Genomic DNA, 18548 nt, shown 5'->3' with positions numbered 1-18548 from the left:
GCAGCGGAGCGGAGACCCGGGATCTTTATCCGAACAGGACCACCCCGCCCTGCGGGCACCCCTCCTTTCCGGCTAACGCCGGTAGGAGGGGCGTTTGGGGGATTGTCATTCCGTGAGGGGAGCGGAGAGAGAATATCCCCGTCGAGACCCAGGGCGTCTCAAGCAACGGAATGCGTTTCCGCAATCACGACAGGTTAGCGTAGAACCGGAAGCGCCACTCATCCAACGTGATGTTCCACTGCGGGTCGATCTTGCGGCGCTGGTCGGCCCAGTGGGGGAAGCGGTGGTCGGGCATCGACACCTGACTGAAGAAGTGCCGCGTCGAGATGTGGAACGGACGGTAGGCGTCGTCGGCGTGGCGCACGTAGTAGGCCACGTGCAGCGCCTGCTGCCAGCTGTCCAGCTGCGTGTCTGGCTGCAGGTTCATGTAGAACGCGCGCCGAGGCATGTTGTAGTTAAAGGCACTGAACTGGCGCTGGTCGAGTACAACCTCTTTGTAGGTCGACCGGCCCCGGTACTCTGTTTCAACACGGTTGCGAACAACCCACGCCACCAGCTCCTGCTCGTGCGGCTTCTTGGTTTCTGAAAAAACAGCCCGGGCAAGCCATAGCGTGGCGTCGTCGATCTCGGGCAGGTGCTCAATAGAAGGACGTACGTCGTCGCTGCCGTTCCGGTATGCAATGGAAAGGAGCTCGTGCGGGTCTTCAGATGCAGAAGAAGTGGCGGATGCATCTGACTCCGCAGAAAAAGAGGGAAGGGCGGACAGGCTCGGGCCCCCGGTAGATACCATCAGGGCTAATGAGGCACAGGCAATACCTGTAGAAGCTATTTTCGTATATGTGCTCATACATATGAGAACGCTATTCGTAGGATTCGAAGCCATGCCTCAAAAACAAGACATGCATGCCATGGAATTTTTCCACACATGCTTACGTATTTGCAGCGCAGAACGTAAGGCAGGGCGGTCAACAGTCCCTGTGATACGAGGTTTCCCTTTTCTATTTGAGGCAAACACAGGTATTACAATGTACTATCCTCATTCATCCTAAATTTGATCTTATGGATTGCGCCACGTTCGCGGTAGATTGATCCTGCGTTAACCCCGCCTTGAAAGTGGTAACGCATAGATTTGCTGCGTATATAATGTATACTTTTTACTCGAAGCGCTTTCAGTTTTCATGTCCACGCCCTCAACAATGACCATCGTAGTCGACGAAAATATTCCGCTTGCCCGCGAGGCGTTTGGCACGATCGGCACCGTTCAGCCCGTGGCCGGGCGCGCTATAACCACCGACCATGTCCGCGTGGCCGACGCGCTGCTCGTGCGCAGCGTCACGCCCGTAAACGAGGCGCTGCTGCAGGAGCACACGCTCGATTTTGTCGGCTCGGCCACCATCGGCACCGACCACATCGACCAGGACCTCCTGCAGCGGCGCGGCATTCCGTTTGCCCATGCGCCCGGCTCCAATGCGGACAGCGTGGCGGATTACGTGATCGCGGCGCTCTTGCACCATGCGGCTGCGCAGGGCGTATCGCTGCCTGATCGTACTGTCGGCGTTATCGGGCATGGCAATACGGGTTCGCGGGTGGCGCGCCGCTGCGCCGCGCTCGGCTGCCGCGTGCTGCGTAACGATCCCCCGCTGGCCGAGGCGCATCCGGGCGATGATCATCCGTTCGTTCCGCTTCCCGAACTGCTGCACGCGGCTGACATCGTATCGCTGCACGTGCCGCTCACGAAAACCGGCGCGCATCCGACCTTCCGCCTGGTAGACGCCGACCTGCTTGCCGAAATGCAGCCGGGCACCTGGCTTGTGAACACCGCACGCGGCGACGTCATCGATCCGCACGCGGTGGCGCAGGCGCTGGATAGCAACCACCTGGGTGCTGCGCTCTTCGACGTGTGGCCCAACGAGCCAGCGCCCGACGCCGAGCTGGTTGCCCGTACCGACCTTGCCACCCCCCACATCGCCGGATATGCCTACGACGGCAAGGTGCGCGGTACGCACATGCTCTACGAGGCGCTCTGCGCAGCACGCGACGAGCCCGCTACCTGGACGCCCGAATCGGCCCTCGCCGAACAGGCCCCCGAGCGCTGGCACTGCACCCCGCCCGATCCGAACACGCCGCGCACGCAGTACCTTCACACGCTGGCCCGGCAGACCTATGCGATCGCCGACGACGACCGCCGCATGCGAGCCCTCCCTGCGCATCCCCCCGAAACCCGCGGCAAACAGTTTGCAGCGCTGCGCCGCGACTACCCCGTGCGCCGCGAAATGCAGCGCTACCGCGTCCGCCGCACCGCCGTCCCCGACGCCCTGCACGGCGCAGTCACGGGCGGACTCACCATGCAGCTACGTAGCTGACACGCTACGTAGCCGGTCCGCCACGTAGAAGCCACGCAGGGGGGCTTCACGAAAGCGTTCCACTTCATAAGAACGCCTGCGCCCTGCTCGTGGTATTGCCTTTCGATAATGCTTCGGTCGCTTTCTGAATCTTTCAAAGCCATTCCGTATTATGGATGCACACGATCACTACACCCGCTGGCGCTGGCAGGCGCCGCTCGGACTGCTCGCCGTGGGCACCGGTGCCAGCCTGCTCGGGCACGCAACCCTGAAAAAGGCCGACCCGAAGTCCTCCACGCTGTCATGGGTCGTGGCCGGAACCGGCAGCCTGGTTGTACTTAACGCCGGACTCTGTTTATTTGCGGATGCGACCAAGCATCGCACGCACTACGAGCGGATGCGCGACGAGGAGGCTGCGCGTCCGTAGTACAAGGGGCGCACAGGCGTATCGCCTGCGTTCCCTCGCCCGCTCATCGCTGTACCCGTACCTAACGCCTCGAAGCCTGTGAGCCTTACCGTTGTTGCCAACCGCGTCCCCATCCGCCGATCCGACGACGGAGAGTGGGCCCCCTCTGTAGGCGGGCTCACCACCGCACTGCTCCCGGTGCTGCGCCAGCGCGGCGGCGCGTGGATCGGGATGGGCGAGGATCCGGATCTGCCCGAACGCCAGCTCTTCCCCGCCGCCGATCCCGACTTTACCGTACGCCGCGTGCCGCTCAGCCAGGACGAGCTCGACGGCTACTACTACGGCATGGCCAACCGCGTGCTCTGGCCCGTGTCGCACTACATGATTCAGCACTTTGAGCCGAATCCGGACTTCATGGAGATCTATCGGTCGGTGAACAAGCGCTTTGCCGACGCGGTCGTGGAGGAGGTTGCCGAAGACGACCAGCAGATCTGGCTGCAAGACTACCACCTGATGCTGGCGCCGCAGCACATCCGCAAGGCACGCCCTGACGCCACGCTCGGCCACTTCTGGCACATCCCGTGGCCAGCCATGGAGGTCTTCCGCATCCTGCCGTGGGCCCGCGAGCTGCTGCGCGGCATGCTGCACTGCGACCTGGTGGGCGTGCACGTTGAGGAGTACGTCGATAACTTCCTGGAGAGCGCCCGCGTACTGCTCGGCGCCGAAATCGAGGGGCAGACCATCCACTACGAAGGGCACACCACCCGCGTTGAGGCACATCCCATCGGCATCGAGGTCGAGCGCTTCAAGCAGATGGCTGCATCTGATGAGGTAACGGGCAAAGCGGCTCGCCTGCGCGAGCGGCTGGGCACCGAGTACATCGTGATCGGCATCGACCGGCTCGACTACACGAAGGGCGTGCTCTCGCGCCTGGAAGCGTTCGAGCGCTTTCTCGAAGACAATCCCGAGTACCACGGCTCGGTCAGCTTCTACCAGATCGCTACCCCCAGCCGCACACAGGTCGATTCCTACCAGCAGCTGAAGCGTGAGGTCGATGAGGTGGTGGGGCGCATCAACGGACAGTTCGCGCGCGATAACTGGGTGCCGGTCAACTACCGCTATCGCACCTACACGCAGTTTGAACTGTGTGCCTTCTACCGCGCCGCCGATGCTGCGCTCATCACGCCGCTCCGCGACGGCATGAACGTGGTAACACAAGAGTTCATCACCGCCACAGAGAACGGGGCGCTCATTCTGAGCGAGCTAACCGGCGCGGCATACCTGCTTCCCGAAGCCATCCAGGTGAATCCCTATGACCGCGACGGACTCGCCGCCTCCATCCGCATGGCGCTCGAAATGGATGAGGAGGAACGCACCACACGGCTGCAGGGCCTGAAGTCGACCGTCGAAAAGCTCGATGTGCAGCGCTGGGCCCGTGGCTTCCTGGATTCGCTGCAGCAGCAAGGGCAGTAAGGAACGTCTCCACTGCCCCCAGCCGCACTGCTGCCGCCCGACTCGCTTACCTTCTGACCTGTTCTGGCTTTTCCTATGAGTACTCCTCCACGCGTTGACTCGCCGCTTTTCTTTCTGGACTACGATGGCACGCTGGCTCCGATTGTAGACGACCCGGATGCTGCCTACCCGCATCCCGACGTGCCGGCGGTAGTGCAGGCGCTGCGTGAGCGCTACCCGCTGTGGATCATCACCGGGCGCGACCTGCGCAGTCTGGGCCGCCTCTTTCCAGCCAATGTACCGGCTATCGGGCTGCACGGCGCGCAGTACGGCACCACCGATACCGCCGAGCCGCCGTCGTTCAACGACGAAACGGTGGAGGCGCTCTCGCAGATGCAGGCGAACGTGCCGTCGGTAGAGGGGCTCCATCTCGAAGCAAAGCCGCCCACGTTTGCCGTGCACTACCGCAAAGCCCACGATGCCGACGACGCGCGCCGCCGCCTGCAGGCATGGGTCGACACGGCGCCTGACTTCCTGGAGGCGATCTGGGGCAAGAAGGTCGTGGAGCTGCGCCACCAGGACCATACCAAGGGGCAGGCGGTGCGCGAGGTCGCTGATGAGCACCCCGGTCGCACCCCGGTCTACCTCGGCGACGACGTGACCGACGAAGACGCGTTCAACGCGCTTGCGGACTACGACGCCTGCACTGTAAAAGTCGGCCCCGGCGACACCGCCGCCGACTACCGCCTCGACAATGTAGAGGACGTCGTCGATTACCTGAAACGGTATATCGATTGATCGCATCTGCATAATAGCGCCTGCATAACAGCGCCCGACGCCTGTGAACGACCACCTGTAAACAAAACGCAACAGAGTCCTGTGCGGGCAGGCATTGCGTGAACACCGTTCCAGACTGAGGGTGTTAGTCATTGGATGTAATGCTACACTGCATTAGGTGCCACACTGCATCAGCAGACAGGCGGATGCATCCCCAATAGTCCACGCAATGCTCAACATGCCCACTGTCCCGATGCGTACCTATGCCCACCCCGACGTACTGGTCGATACCGATTGGGTCGCCGATCATATCGACGACACCGACTCGGTTCGTATCGTAGAAGCCAACGAAGACGTACTGCTCTACGAAACCGGGCACATTCCCAACGCGGTGAAGCTCGACTGGCACACGGAGCTGCAAGACCCCGTGCAGCGCGACTTCATTGATGAGGAAGCATTTGCCCGACTCTGCGAGAAGAAAGGCATCGGCCCCGACACCACTGTTGTGTTCTATGGCGACAAGAACAACTGGTGGGCCTGCTACGCTTTCTGGGTATTTCGGCTGTACGGACATGAACCGCTCCATATTATGGATGGCGGGCGTGCCAAGTGGGAAGCCGAAGACCGATCGATGACGACGGATGCGCCCGACCTACCTGTTGTCTCCTATCCGGCGCCCGAGGGGCCCGATCTCTCAATTCGAGCCTTCCGCGACGAGGTGCTTGCCCACCAGGAAGCGGGCGGTCCGATGGTGGATGTGCGCTCGCCGGAGGAGTTTCGCGGTGAGGTGACGCACCTGCCCGGACTCCCCGAAGAAAGCTCCATGCGCGGCGGACACATTCCCGGGGCACGCAATGTACCGTGGTCGACGGCGGTCGACGACGATGGCACGTTCAAGCCACGCGAGGAACTGGAGACCATCTACCAGCAGCGTGAAGGACTGAACCCCGATGACGATACCATCGCGTATTGCCGCATCGGCGAGCGGTCGAGTCACACGTGGTTTGTGCTGAAGTACCTGCTTGGCTTCGACCAGGTGAAGAACTACGACGGCTCATGGACGGAGTGGGGAAATCTTGTTGGTATGCCCATCGAGAAGGGCGACGCCGAGCCGGCTGCAGACTCGAAGTAGGCACGTTGTCCTGACAGAGCATGTGGGGGCAGCACGCATACGTCAGGCGCCCCCACAGGCACACAGACTTTATCGCCGTATCTCATCCCCATACGACCCCACATGGGTTCGTTACGGTACAAACGCGCAACGCACTATGAGCTCCTTCCAGGATATCGCCGCCGGATTTCAGATGGTAGACCGCGACACGCGGCTCGACCTGCTTCTGGAGTATGCAGGCAAGCTGCCGCCGCTGCCTGAAGCCTACCAGGAGCTTCGCGATGCCGGAATGAACATGGTGCACGAGTGCCAGTCGCCCGTCTTCCTGCGTCCGGAGGTGCGCGACGGTACCGTGCGGGTCATCGCACATGTGCCGCGCAACGCCCCTACGGCGCGGGCCTTCGTGTCGATTCTGCACGAGGCGTTTGACGGCGCCACGCCTGAAGACGTTGCCAATGCAACTGATTACCCGTTACGCGACCTGGGCCTGTCGGAACTGCTGGGTGCCCAGCGGACCCAGGGGCTTTCGGCGATCTACCAGCGCATGAAGCACGCCGTTGCCGAACGCACGCACAGTCCGATCAAAGCCGACAACGAAGATCCGGCGTCTGCATCCTGACCATGGATGCGCTTGCATTGTCGCTTGCATTGTCGCTTGCATTGTGAAGACAAGCGGGGACAGACGGATGCTCAGGGGCTGCAGGCGTGTGTCTGCTGGAGTAGCGTGGCTACTGCATGTGTAGCAAAGCATCTGTGCTACGCACTACATCGAGCAGCTCTGCGAGCATCATGGCTGTAGCGCCCCACACCGTGTGCCCCTCCACGTCATAAAACGGCACGTCGATCTGAGTGCCATGGAGCGTCCACGTCTCTACCGTGCGCGTGCCCGGGTGAAGCAGGTGTGGGATGTGCGCGGGGAGCAGCGCTTCGACCTCGTCCTCCTGTGGCGTTGTCTGGGGCGTGTAAGGTAGCATGCCTACAAAAGGGTGTGCACAGAATCCAGACGGGGGGATGTAGAGCGGCGTTAGTGCACCGAGAATCGACACCTCCTCCGGCGGCAGTCCCACCTCTTCCTGGGCCTCACGAAGCGCGGTCTCGCATTCCGTTTCGCCCGGCTCGCAGCGTCCACCCGGAAATGAAATCTGGCCGGGATGATGAGCGAGGTTGCTGCGCCGGATGGTAAGCAGCACCGTGGGGGTGCCCTGGTCATCAGGGTAGAGCAGCGCGAGCACGCCGGCATCGGTGCAGTCGACTTCGTCGGTCGGGATGCCTCGCTGACCGACGTCATACCGGGGGGCCATGGTGCGCTGTGCTTCGAAGCCGGGAAGCGGCTTGCTCAGACGCTTGCGTAGCGCATCCGCGAAATGGTCAAACGTAGGCATAGAGATGGCAGGCAGCGCGTAAAAAGAGGGATTGACGCGTATTCGTATGGAAGGGGGGAGGCAGGGTTCTGATGGGGGTGGGCTGCTCTTTGGAGGTGCCTCGGTTCAGGACCACCCCGCTCTTCAGGCACCCCTTCTTTCCGGCTGACGCCGGTAGGAAGGGATTTTGGTCCTGTAATTCTACGAAAAGGGTCGTGGAAGGGGCCGATTAAGTCCCCCTCAGAGGAGGGGGATTTAGGGGGGATGGACCGTGACGTGTCAATCTCATGCGGTTCTGTTCGAGACGGGCGCTGCCTACCAAGCAGGAGATGGTTCGACTCTCGGCTTCGCCGTACGCTCACCATGACACGCTCTGTAGCATGTCACTCTCTACAACATGTCACCTTGAGCGGATGCCGGCTCCTGCCGGCAGAAGTCGAACGGTCTCCTACAGAGTTGACGCTCCCTTCTCCGATGACAACCCCGGAAGATCCCTCACCTTGTCATTGCGAGGACGCAGGACGACGCAATCTCATACGTCGCTGTCCGGGGCGGTCTGCCCTTTCCTGACCACCGGGAATGCGGGTGGTCTTCGTGCTAGAAAATGGCAGCTCTACGGATACGGAAGACCCCGGCTCGGAGGCCGGGGTGACTTTGAGTTTGGGAGGTCAGGGCTGTAGAGGCATCAACGCGCCGCCGAGAACAGCCCCACAACCAAAAAAACGCCCCGGCCGCCGTGAGGCCGCCGGGGCGTGGTGGGAGGCACTCAAGACGGATTCGAGGCAATCCGTCTACCTCCCAAATCTACGACGTGCACCAAGATCCATTTATTGGATCGAAATCTGGCGCGGCTTGCTTTCTTCCGCCTTTGGCACCGTAATCTTCAGGACACCGTCTTCGTACGCCGCCTCAATGTTGTCTTCCTGAATCGACTGTGGGAGCGTGAAGGAGCGGTGGAAGTGGCCGAAAGCGCGCTCCACACGCACAAACTCATCATCCTCATTGCGTGCTTCGTGACGCCGCTCGCCACTTACCGTGAGCTGCCGCTCCTGCATGTTGATCTTCAGATCGTCTTTCGACATGCCCGGCAGGTCGAGATGGATTTCGTAGTTGTCGGCGGTCTCGACCATGTCGGTCCGCGGAGCCCACATGCGTGCGGTGCTTTCGCTACGATCGCCATTTCCCTCGGATGTTGGGAAGAGGCGGTTGAACACCTGGTCGATTTCGTTCTGCAGGGTGCGCAGGCTGCGGTTCGGTGTGCGGGTTAAGTTCGTCATAGTAATCACCTCGTTCAGTTGTCTTGGTTCGTATTGAATGTGTGGCAGGGAACGCAGAGTACATCACCTTCAACTCTGCACCCATCTATACATGCAACCCCTGTACCAGGTGGGCTCAGTCGGCAAAAAACGGTCGAGGAGGCTGACAACGAGACAGCCTGCCTGTCAGTTGTGACAGGCAGGCTGGATATTGATCTGACAACGTGAAAGACCGGCTGTCAGAGTTATAGCATGCAGCAGGATACAGGATGTCAGGGTGGCACGGCATGGCGGGGTGCGCGCAGAGATACGCGATGTCAGCAGCAGCGTGTGCTTTCCTTAGTCACCCGTTAGCCACCCGTTAGACACCCAGGTATACCCGGGCCATGCTACGCATCAAGCGGCTGCGCGGGCTGTACGGTACCCGACACTGTGCCGAGTCCGATGCGGAAGCCATCGCCCTGTGCCCAGCCGCGCATGACGACGCGGTCGCCGTCGTGCAGAAAGGAGCGCTCGGAGCCGTCGGGCAGCTGAATAGGTTTGGTGCCACGCCAGGCCAGCTCCAGCATGCTTCCGTAGCTGTCTTCGGTGGGGCCGCTGATGGTGCCCGAGGCCATCAGGTCGCCGGGGCGCACGTTGCAGCCGTTTACGGTGTGGTGCGCCAGCTGCTGACGCATCGACCAGTACATGTAGTTGAAGTTAGTCTGGGAGATGGTGTACGGGGTGTCGAGCTCGGGGGTCTGCAGCTGCACTTCGAGCTTAATGTCGAAGTTCGCGTGGTCGTTGGGCTGCAGATAGTCGAGCGGCTCAGGATCCTGGTCGGGGCCGTCGGTGCGGAAGGGTTCGAGCGCGTCGAGCGGAGTGATCCAGGGAGAGACGGTCGTGGCAAAGCTCTTGCCGAGAAACGGCCCGAGGGGAACGTACTCCCATTTCTGGATGTCGCGGGCGCTCCAGTCGTTGACGAGCGAGAGGCCGAAGATATGCGACTCGGCATCGGCAGCGCGGATGGGCGTGCCAAGTGCGTTGCCGGTGCCGACATAGAAGCCCATTTCGAGCTCAAAATCGAGCAGCTGACTGGCCCCGTAGGTCGGGGGCGCATCGTCGTCGGGCTTGCGCTGTCCGCACGGGCGATGTACGGGCGTTTCGCTTACAATCACCGAACTGGCGCGTCCGTGGTAGCCTACCGGCAGGTGCAGCCAGTTGGGCTTGAGCGCATTTTCGGGCCCGCGAAACATGGTGCCGATGTTGGTTGCGTGTTCGCGTGAGGAGTAGAAGTCGGTATAGTCACCAACCGCGGCGGGCAGCAGCATCGACACATCGTCTTGCGGATGCAGCACGCGGGTGCGCAGCGATGCGTTGTCGCGCAGGGTGGGGGTGTCTTCGCGGAGCAGGTGGTGCAGGGTGCTGCGCGTGGCACGCCAGGCGGGCTGTCCGAGCGCCATGAACGCGTTTAGCGTGTCGGCACGGAAGGGGTGCACATCTGGGGCGAGAGCTTCGTGGTCGAAGAGGCCCTCATTGGCCAGCGCGGCAAGATCCACCACCTGGTCGCCGATGGCGACGCCCACGCGAGGTTCGGCATCGGTCCGGGGGCGGAAGACGCCGTAGGGCAGGTGCTGAATCGGAAAAGGATGATCGGCCGGCACGTCGATGAACGAGGCGTCGGCAGCGGGAATGAGGTAGGCAGACATAAAAGCGTTTCTTGGGAGGGTAGACGTACGAGATAAGATTGGGGGGGCAGGCCGTGGCGGCTACAGGGCTCTACATACGGGGAGTACATACGAGGACTACATGAGCCCGAGCGCCCGCAGGTCGTCGACAGGCTCTTCAAAGCTGCAGCTGCCAAACGAGTGTGCAAGGGTAGAGCGGGCGTATGAGATGTCTTCGACCGATGCAGAAAGCGGTCCCCACTGCATGCCTTCCTGCGTAAAGGTAAACGTCTCCTCATTCTCCTCACGGAGGATGGCTGCGATCCCGTCGGCATCCAGGTCATGCTGGAGCGCAAAGACGGCGGCTCCGAACACATTGAAGAAGCCGTGGCGCATCACCTCGAGATCGTCGTCGTAGTGGCGGGCCGGATGGTGCAGTCCAGCGGTTGCCTTGAACCGTACGCTGGCGTTGCGGCACGCGGCGATGGCGGCGGCCACATGCTCGACTGAGGGGAAGAGCGCAGCCTCCATGCCGCCACAGCGGATCTTGAGACCGATCACGCTGCGTTCGGGGACTGGCTGATCGGCGTTGGCATCGGCGAAGGTGCTCAGCAGTTTGGGCAAGCGGGCTGTGGTCTGATCGGTAAGCGGCACCTCGAAAAAGATGTCGAGATGGGCCAGTCCGTGACGGGCCAGGTGCGCATCGACTGCTGCAAGGAAGTCGCGGATGGCAGGTAGTTCGGGGGTATCGAGCAGAGAGGCCGGGAGCCGAACTTCCATGACATCGGGGCGCACGCGGCTGCTATGATCCTCGACGCACTGGTCGATGCGGTCGAGGTCGGCTGTAAACGCTTCCAGAAACGCTTCAGGCGTAGCGCCGCCGGTGCCCAGCACCGAAAATCCGACTGGCGGATTGTGCGCAATGGCCTGCCGAAAGGGGCGCAGCTCTTCAAGGCGGCGTGTGGGAATAACGAAGCGGTTCAGCATCCAGCGCTCTGGTTCGCCCCGGTAGCTCAGGAAGCGCTCCATTGCGTCGGTAAGCCGCAGGTCGGCTGGCGGAAACATACCGGCATAGTCCACAATGCGCTGCATGAACGCCCGCAGTCCGGGCGCAATGATAGTGTCGTCGGGATGCGGATGCGATTCCATAAGCGGGGGTTCTATGGCGGGTGGAAAGCATATCGAAAAAGGGGCAGCGCTACACATAGAATGCTGCTATACACAGAATGCTACGTCACACACAGAAAAACGGGCAACAGTGCGGAATGGCCAGGCAGGTAATGACCGAACAGGCAATGGTCGGGCAGCAGACCTCTGCACAGAACCGCGGCACACCTCTGTGCAGAGGCAGGCTTTCTGAGGTAGGTACCAAGCCAGGCAGCCCGCAAGGAGATAGTCCACAGGCGAGGCTGTCGTCAAGCGAGGCTGCGTAGCGTGTAAACGCTTCCGTTACAAGTAAACCGTTCATATCGGGATAAAAGCAAGCCTGTCGTAAGAACAAGGATACGAAAGGGCAATACTTCACGAATGAATCCCGTTTACATGCTTGCAACTGCTTCTGACGGCTCGTTAAATTGCATCTATATTCCCGAATTGCTGCGAGTCGTTCAAAACGACACAGGCGGCAGCAACGTTTGGGCACCCCTTTGACAATATCCTTGGCTTGAATCAAACCCACTATGAAGACGCAACGTCGGTATTCCATGTACTCATTCCTCTGCGTCGTGATGATGGCGGGGGTTCTGCTTGCCGGTTGTGCGGTTGGCGATCCCAACATCAACGAAGCGGAGAGCGCGCTTGAAGACGGCAACTACGATGCAGCGCTTGAGAGCGTAGAGCGTGCGCTTGAAGAGAACCCTGAGAACGCGGAGGCTTTCCTGACGCGGGCACGGATCTTTGAGGCCCAGGCCGAAGAAGCGGAGACGCCCCAAGAGCGCGTTCAGCTGTACGAACAGGTCGCTGAAGCCCGCCAGCAGGCTGCGGAGCTGAGCCCCGATGCCCGTTCCCAGGTCGAGTCGCAGCGTCAGTTCTCGTACATCGATCTGATGCAGCGCGGTGCCGAGCGCTTCAACGATGCACAGGAAGCCCAGGACCCCGAGCTGTTTCGGGAGACCGCTTCGTTCTTCACCAGTGCACGTCTCATTGCTCCCGACTCCAGCGATGCGTACACCAACGAAGCGTTTGCGCTGCTGAATGCGGGAGACCGTGAAGAGGTTGTTCCGGTGCTTGAGCGAGCCATCGAAACGAACCAGGATACAGCCGACGTGGACTTGTACTCCATTCTGAGCAGCCTCTACCTGCAGTTTGGTCAGGAAGAAGAAGCCCTGGACCTTCTTGATGAGGCCGTGCAGTTCTACCCGCAGAACCAGGAGGTGCAGGAGCTGCGTCTTAATGCCTTTACAGCCGCAGGCGAAATGGATCGCGCGCTCGATGCCTATCGCGAGCAAGTAGAGCAGAATCCGGACAACGCGATCTTCCGGTACAACTACGGATCGTTGCTGCTGAACGACGAGCAGTATGAGGAGGCGGCTGAGCAGCTCGAACGCGCTGCCGAACTCAATCCTGACGACGGAAGTATTTTCTTCAACCTCGGTGCAGCCTATGTGAACCAGGCAGCCGACCGTGACGATCAGATCAGTGCGGTCGAAACGGAGGTGCAGGAAGAAGGCCGGGAGCTGACCGATGAAGAAGATGCCCGCCTGGAAGAACTGGCCGGTGAGCGTCGCGAGCTTATCGAACAGGCCATCGGTCCGTTTGAGCAGGCGTTCGACATGATGGACGAGGGCGATGAGAACTTTGGTGTTGTATGCCGCGAGCTCTACCGCGCTTACGTGCTGGTAGACCGTACCGACGATGCCGCCGCCATTGAGTCGTGCTTTGACGAGCTCGAAGGCGAACAGCCTGACATGGGCGAGCCCCAGGGTCAGTAACAGCTAAAAAACAGCGTGATAAACAGCGCGAACAAACAACGCACAGAAACCGGCCCTTCGTGCGTGTACAGATCCTGACAGATCCTGCACGCCCCGGCCTGCGCTGTGCTCGCTTCTCTCAGATAGCCCCGGGTCTCGATGCGAGGTCGGGGCTATCTGTGTTTAGAACCTGTTTGGGCGATGCTTAATCAAGATGCGTTCTGTGGCGTGCTGCCCATGCACTGTGCCATCTACTCACCGCGCCACCTACGCACCGCGCTCCCGTCTGCAGCGACCAGGTTCCCCCTCATTCGTTTTCTGTACACCAACTTTGAGTTTCTCTATGAATGCCGATCCATCTACCCGCCATTTTGGTACCAACGCGATCCACGCCGGCCAGCAGCCCGACCCCTCGACTGGGGCGGTCATGACACCCATCTACCAGTCGTCGACCTATGTGCAGAGCGCACCCGGCGAACACCAGGGCTACGAGTACTCGCGCGTTTCGAATCCGACGCGCACCGCGCTTGAAGGAAATCTGGCGGCGCTCGAAGGCGCCACCCACGGCATTGCCTTTGCCTCAGGCGTAGCCGGTATCGACGCGATCATGAAAGGCCTGCGTCCGGGTGATCATGTTATCTCGACCAACGACCTATACGGGGGCAGCTTCCGGCTCTTTACGAACGTGTTTGAGCCGTTCGGCATCGATTTCTCGTTTGTGGATATGAGCGACCTCGCAAACGTCGAGGACGCCATCACCGACGACACCGCTATGATCTGGGTCGAAACGCCCACGAATCCCCTTATGCGCATCGTCGATATCGAAGCGGTATGCGACATTGCGGATACGCACGGCATCGACGTAACGGTCGATAACACGTTTGCTACGCCCTACCTGCAGCAGCCGCTCGATCTGGGCGCCGACATGGTGCTTCATTCGGCCACGAAATACCTGGGGGGGCACTCCGACATCATTCTGGGTGCGGTGTGCACCAGCAGCGACGAATGGGCAGAGAAGCTGCGCTTTCAGGTGAAGAGCGCGGGCGCTTCCCCAGGTCCGATGGACTGCTTCCTGGCGCTACGCGGCACCAAAACGCTGCACGTGCGCATGGATCGGCACTGCGATAACGCTCGTGCTCTGGCGCTCTTCCTCGAAGAGCACCCCAAAGTAGACACCGTGCTCTACCCGGGACTGCAGTCGCACCCCGGTCATGACATTGCTGCGAAGCAGATGAGCGACTTTGGCGGTATGATCGCATTCACGCTTACGGACGACAGCATCGACGCGGCGAAGACGGTGCTGTCAAACACCGACGTGTTCTTGCTTGCCGAGAGCCTGGGGGGTGTAGAGAGCCTGATTGAGCATCCGGCATCGATGACCCACGCATCCATTCCGGCTGAGGAGCGCGCCAAGATCGGGCTTACCGACTCGCTGATTCGCGTGTCGGTCGGCATCGAAGATATCAACGACCTGCGGGCCGACCTGGAGCAGGCCATCGAGCGGGTCTGATAACGTGTGAGTATGGTGGTCGGAGGTGCAATAGAAGTGGAGGCGTCCCGTTGGGGCGTCTCCACGCGTTTTGTGGCTACGTTGGATGCTTCCATGAGGTGATGGCTACCAGCCGATGGTGCCCGGCCCGCCTTTAAAGGGGCCCACTACGTCGCTCGTGATCCAGCCACCGTAGAACGAGCCCTGCTGCGCATCCACCTGCTCATCGCCGACATAGCAGGCGTCCATCTTGTGAGCGTAGAACGCCACGTATCCGGCAATCGCCTCAAATCGAGGGGTTGGAGAGGGGTACGCCCACGCTGCCTGGGCCGCGCGGCGATCGCCTACAGCGACGTCGTAGTACCGTGCGCGCCCTTTAAACTCGCAGTGCGAGATGCGCCCGGCGTCCTGCAGCACGCCGTCGACGATGGCTTCGGGAGGCACGTAGTACACCGGCGGGTGGCTGGTCTCGAGCACGCGATAGGCGCCGGTCGTGTCCACGATCGTAGCGTCGTTGAAGACAACCTGGATGCGCCGATCAGTCGGCTCAAGCGCAGGTGGGCGGGGGTAGTCCCAGACCGACTCCTGGCCGGGTCCGGGTTCGGTGCGTTTAGGCATGGGAGCTGGGCGGAGCAAGGAGCGTGTCTGCGAAGGCATTCAGCTCATCATGGAGCGGCCGGTCGGTCGTCAGGGGGGGCATGTCGGGCCAGTGACTGGGCGGAGCAGGAGCGGGGCCAGTAGCACGGTCGTCGCGCTGCAGGTGGCGCAGCTGCAGCGCCGCCAGCGCATGAATCGACAGAATACGTGCCACGTGAGGGGTCTGCTCGTAGGCGGTTCGGGCCGCAAGCGACCCCATCGATACGACATCCTGGTTGCCGCCATTGGTCGGGATGGAGCTGGTCGCCGTCATCTGGGCGCGCTGGCGCAGCTCGGCAACGAGCGCTGTGGCAGTGAGCTGAGCGCCAGCAAACCCATGCGTGGCGCCGGGGGTCCAGGCCAGCAGCGGCGGGGCGCCCCCGTTGTGGGCGGGCGTAAGCAGCAGGTCGAGCTGCCGCTCCATAAGCACGCCGATCTGCGTAAGGGCCGCGTTGAGCGCATCCGCAGCAAATGCAATCTGCTGTCCCTGAAAGTTACCCCCATGTATGGCACGGGGCGGTTCATGAAAAAGCAAGGGGTTGTCGGATACGCCGTTGAGTTCGGTTTTGGTGATGCGGGTGGCATATCCGATCTGGTCGCGGCAGGCCCCGAGCACCTGTGGGGCGCATCGAAGCGAGTAGATCTCTTGAAGGGGGCGATTGTCGCCCTGCGCATAGTCTCCGTTTTCCGCTGCCTCGCGGATGACCGTCGCGCTTTCCACCTGCGCGCGGTGCCCCCGGGCCTCGTGCAGGGCCGGGTCGAGCGGTTCGAGGGAGGCCCCCAGCAGGCGAAATATCCATCCGGTGTGCGTTTCGGCGTACACGAGCAGACGCTGCGCTCGCGCACAGGCCAGCGCCAGGTAAGCCGTCATGAACGAGGTCCCGTTCACAATCCCGAGCGCGTCGCGGGCATCCAGCATAACCGGCTCGATGTCTGCCGCTTCAAGCGCCGCCTCTGCTGGAACGCGCTGATCCTCTGAATCGAGACAGGTGCCGCTGCCGGTAAGAACACGCGCCACGAATGCAAGCGGCGTAAGGTCGCCGCTCGCCCCAACCGATCCGATGCTGGGAATAGCCGGTGTAATGGATGCGTTAATCAGGTCGCGGAGTGCATGCAGCACCGGCCGTCGGATGCCCGAATGGCCCTGCGACAGCGCGTGCAGGCGCAGCAACAGCATCGCCCGCGTGACAGGCCGGGGCATGAGCGGACCTGTGCCGGTGGTGAGGTGAGCCACGAGGCTCTGGGCACGTTCCTGAGAGGTTGGAGCCGAATCGTGCTGCACAAGAGGGCCAAATCCTGTTGTAACGCCGTACAGCGGAGCCTCCTGCTCGCGCAGCGTTTCCAGTGTTGCGCGGGCCTGCTGGCACGCTGTTTCTGCTGCCGACGTGAGCACAACAGCCGACGAAGACGACGTGGAAAACTGCTCAACAACAGCCGGGGGAAGCGTGACGTTGGGCCCGAGCGCAAGGGGGTCTTCCTGGGAGGCAGAGGAGGACGAATTGCTCATTGCGAGAAGGAGGCGGCGTGAGAGGTGAGACGCTTATGGAGTTTCTCGCGCAGCAGGTCGCGGTTGGAGGCCCCTTTCGGGGTCGTGGGCCAGTCGTTGGGAGAGAGCACGAGCGTGTGGGCAAGTCGCGCATGGAGCGGGCCAAGGTGCGCGCCAATTTTGCTGGTGCTTGGAGGCGAAGTGGCTTCGTCCCAGCAGAGCGCAACAGCGATGGAGGTGCCGTCGGGCGAGAAGAGGAAGGCATCGTGGGCAGCGTCGAATGCTTCTTTCAGCGTTGCTTCGAACCGGCTGGCAGGCACCATTCGTCCGTTCGCCAGCTTGAACGAGTCATCTTTGCGTCCGCGGAAGTAGAGGCCATCACGTTTTCGTTTGGCGCGATCGCCGGTGGCAACCCACCGGTCGGGATCTAACCGGACGAGCCCCTCAGTCGTCCACGTTCCGAAGCAAGCATTCTGCCCCTGGAATAGAAGTTCGCCGTCGTCGGCAATGCGCACTGAACAGCCAAGAGGCTGCCCGAGGTAGTTGGCGGCCCACACGCCCGCGTCGCCAAGTGCAATACCGGGACTGGCCTCGGTCTGCCCGTAGCCAACCCGTAGCGAAGAGCCGTCGAGGGTGTCGGCAAGTGGAGCGCTGATGGGCGCGCCGCCGACGATGCCTCCCTGGAGTTGGCTCACAAAGCCGGGCCCCTCGTCATGGGCGAGGAGGCGCTGCATGGTTAGAGGAACGGCAGAGAGATGCGTAGCGCCCCATGCATCGCGCAGTGCAAGAATGGACTCGGCGTCACGTCCCCCTTCAGGATCGCGAATGATCTCGGCTCCAGAAAGCAGGGCGGGCATCAGGTCGAGCACCAGTCCGAAGGCATGGTGCCATGGCAGTACCGAAACCACGCGAGCGTGCTTCAGGCAGAAGTACGGCAGGTGGGTGGCGAGTACCGAGAGCACGTTGGCATCCGACAGCGCATACCAGGTTCCATCAGTCGTCGTGCCGGACGTGCGTAGCAAGAACCGGGCATTGGGCGTGCGGTCGCGTTGTGCTGTACGCAGTGCATGAGGCGGCCGGAGGGGGCCTGCGCATCCGTCTGGCATCCAGTTATGGGGCGAGTCGGACGACGGGTGGACAAGTGCGCGTGCATCAAGCGTCTCGATGAGCGCTTCAGCGCCTTCAGGGGGCGCCAGCGCAACGGTGAGCTGCTGCCAGATAGCTGCAACGAGCACCTGCAGGAAAGCAGCAGAGGGCGGCATGGCGATGACGATACGATCGCCTTCCTGCAGTTCTGCCGCTCGGAACGCCTGCAACCAAAGCCGTGAACCCGTCCAGATAGACGCTGCCGGAGTGATGGCATCGTTATCAATGACTGCGGGCACAGCGCAGTCGCGCAGTCGGTTATATAGCAGGTCGTGCCAGGGGTTGGCATCGCTGGTCGTGGCACGCTCAAGGGCTGCACGGCAGGCTTGCTCGGCACGCGGGGCGCGGACAGCCATGGTTCCGCTGCGTTGGGAGTTGCCAGAAGAGCAGTTACAACGCGTCATTGCGTACAGGGCAAGCACATGAATGAAAGCTTAGTATGCGTGTAGATAATAGACCTGCGTAGCAAGATAGCGTTCGGAACGGAGGATCAGGTTGCCCCAATGTTACAGTAGTTTCGCACCGGGCAGC

The 18548-nt window shown here is 61.6% G+C and carries 16 protein-coding genes; 8 read left to right on the top strand and 8 right to left on the bottom strand.

Annotation, left to right across the window (positions count from 1 at the left end):
- Positions 1-184 precede the first annotated feature (184 nt).
- A complete protein-coding gene (locus PPP56_RS00350) occupies positions 185-847 on the bottom strand; it encodes a hypothetical protein (protein ID WP_353561615.1) in 663 nt (220 codons plus the stop codon).
- A gap of 331 nt (positions 848-1178) precedes the next feature.
- On the opposite strand from PPP56_RS00350, the gene PPP56_RS00345 reads away from it, so the two are divergent.
- From PPP56_RS00345 to PPP56_RS00320, 6 genes are all read left to right on the top strand, one after another.
- Positions 1179-2363 carry a 4-phosphoerythronate dehydrogenase gene (locus tag PPP56_RS00345; RefSeq protein ID WP_353561613.1) on the top strand — a complete coding sequence of 395 codons (1185 nt, stop codon included), beginning with the start codon at positions 1179-1181 and terminating at the stop codon, positions 2361-2363.
- 151 nt (positions 2364-2514) lie between these two features.
- Entirely contained in the window at positions 2515-2769 is a 255-nt protein-coding gene (locus PPP56_RS00340; RefSeq protein WP_353561611.1) for a hypothetical protein, read from the top strand.
- A 78-nt stretch (positions 2770-2847) separates the two neighbouring features.
- Entirely contained in the window at positions 2848-4221 is a 1374-nt protein-coding gene (locus tag PPP56_RS00335; RefSeq protein WP_353561609.1) for an alpha,alpha-trehalose-phosphate synthase (UDP-forming), read from the top strand.
- Positions 4222-4296: 75 nt separating this feature from the next.
- Positions 4297-4998: a trehalose-phosphatase gene (gene otsB, locus PPP56_RS00330; protein WP_353561607.1), complete on the top strand. Its 702-nt coding sequence runs from the start codon at positions 4297-4299 to the stop codon at positions 4996-4998.
- Between the two features lie 217 nt (positions 4999-5215).
- A complete protein-coding gene (locus PPP56_RS00325) occupies positions 5216-6109 on the top strand; it encodes a sulfurtransferase (RefSeq protein ID WP_353561605.1) in 894 nt (297 codons plus the stop codon).
- Positions 6110-6245: 136 nt separating this feature from the next.
- Positions 6246-6707, top strand: a complete 462-nt coding sequence (locus PPP56_RS00320) for a SufE family protein (RefSeq protein WP_353561603.1) — start codon at positions 6246-6248, stop codon at positions 6705-6707.
- Positions 6708-6816: 109 nt separating this feature from the next.
- Here PPP56_RS00320 and PPP56_RS00315 read toward each other — a convergent pair whose 3' ends face one another.
- The 4 genes from PPP56_RS00315 to PPP56_RS00300 all read right to left on the bottom strand — a co-directional run bounded on the left by PPP56_RS00315 (position 6817) and on the right by PPP56_RS00300 (position 11500).
- Complete coding sequence (locus tag PPP56_RS00315; RefSeq protein WP_353561601.1) at positions 6817-7470, bottom strand: NUDIX hydrolase; 654 nt, start codon at positions 7468-7470, stop codon at positions 6817-6819.
- A gap of 806 nt (positions 7471-8276) precedes the next feature.
- Complete coding sequence (locus PPP56_RS00310; RefSeq protein ID WP_353561599.1) at positions 8277-8726, bottom strand: Hsp20/alpha crystallin family protein; 450 nt, start codon at positions 8724-8726, stop codon at positions 8277-8279.
- A 368-nt stretch (positions 8727-9094) separates the two neighbouring features.
- Positions 9095-10393: a fumarylacetoacetase gene (gene fahA / locus PPP56_RS00305; protein ID WP_353561597.1), complete on the bottom strand. Its 1299-nt coding sequence runs from the start codon at positions 10391-10393 to the stop codon at positions 9095-9097.
- Between the two features lie 96 nt (positions 10394-10489).
- Complete coding sequence (locus PPP56_RS00300; RefSeq protein WP_353561595.1) at positions 10490-11500, bottom strand: hypothetical protein; 1011 nt, start codon at positions 11498-11500, stop codon at positions 10490-10492.
- A 554-nt stretch (positions 11501-12054) separates the two neighbouring features.
- Here PPP56_RS00300 and PPP56_RS00295 point away from each other — a divergent pair.
- Both PPP56_RS00295 and PPP56_RS00290 read left to right on the top strand, forming a co-directional pair.
- Positions 12055-13281: a tetratricopeptide repeat protein gene (locus PPP56_RS00295; protein ID WP_353561593.1), complete on the top strand. Its 1227-nt coding sequence runs from the start codon at positions 12055-12057 to the stop codon at positions 13279-13281.
- 322 nt (positions 13282-13603) lie between these two features.
- Positions 13604-14770, top strand: a complete 1167-nt coding sequence (locus tag PPP56_RS00290; protein WP_353561591.1) for a cystathionine gamma-synthase — start codon at positions 13604-13606, stop codon at positions 14768-14770.
- A gap of 105 nt (positions 14771-14875) precedes the next feature.
- Here the strand turns inward: PPP56_RS00290 and PPP56_RS00285 are convergent, their stop codons facing one another.
- From PPP56_RS00285 to PPP56_RS00275, 3 genes are read right to left on the bottom strand one after another with little or no spacing between them, the layout of a single operon-like run.
- Entirely contained in the window at positions 14876-15367 is a 492-nt protein-coding gene (locus tag PPP56_RS00285) for a DUF427 domain-containing protein (protein ID WP_353561589.1), read from the bottom strand.
- On the bottom strand, positions 15360-16892 hold the full coding sequence (locus PPP56_RS00280; protein WP_353561587.1) for an HAL/PAL/TAL family ammonia-lyase: 1533 nt from the start codon (positions 16890-16892) through the stop codon (positions 15360-15362). Before PPP56_RS00280 ends, PPP56_RS00285 begins: the two co-directional genes overlap by 8 nt.
- On the bottom strand, positions 16889-18373 hold the full coding sequence (locus PPP56_RS00275) for an AMP-binding protein (protein ID WP_353561585.1): 1485 nt from the start codon (positions 18371-18373) through the stop codon (positions 16889-16891). Before PPP56_RS00275 ends, PPP56_RS00280 begins: the two co-directional genes overlap by 4 nt.
- Positions 18374-18548 lie beyond the last annotated feature (175 nt).

This window comes from Longimonas sp., assembly GCF_040409695.1.
In the GTDB taxonomy this organism is placed as follows: Bacteria; Bacteroidota; Rhodothermia; order Rhodothermales; family Salinibacteraceae; genus Longimonas.
Note: the sequence above shows the minus strand (reverse complement) of the source record. Positions and strands in the feature narration are given on the sequence as shown.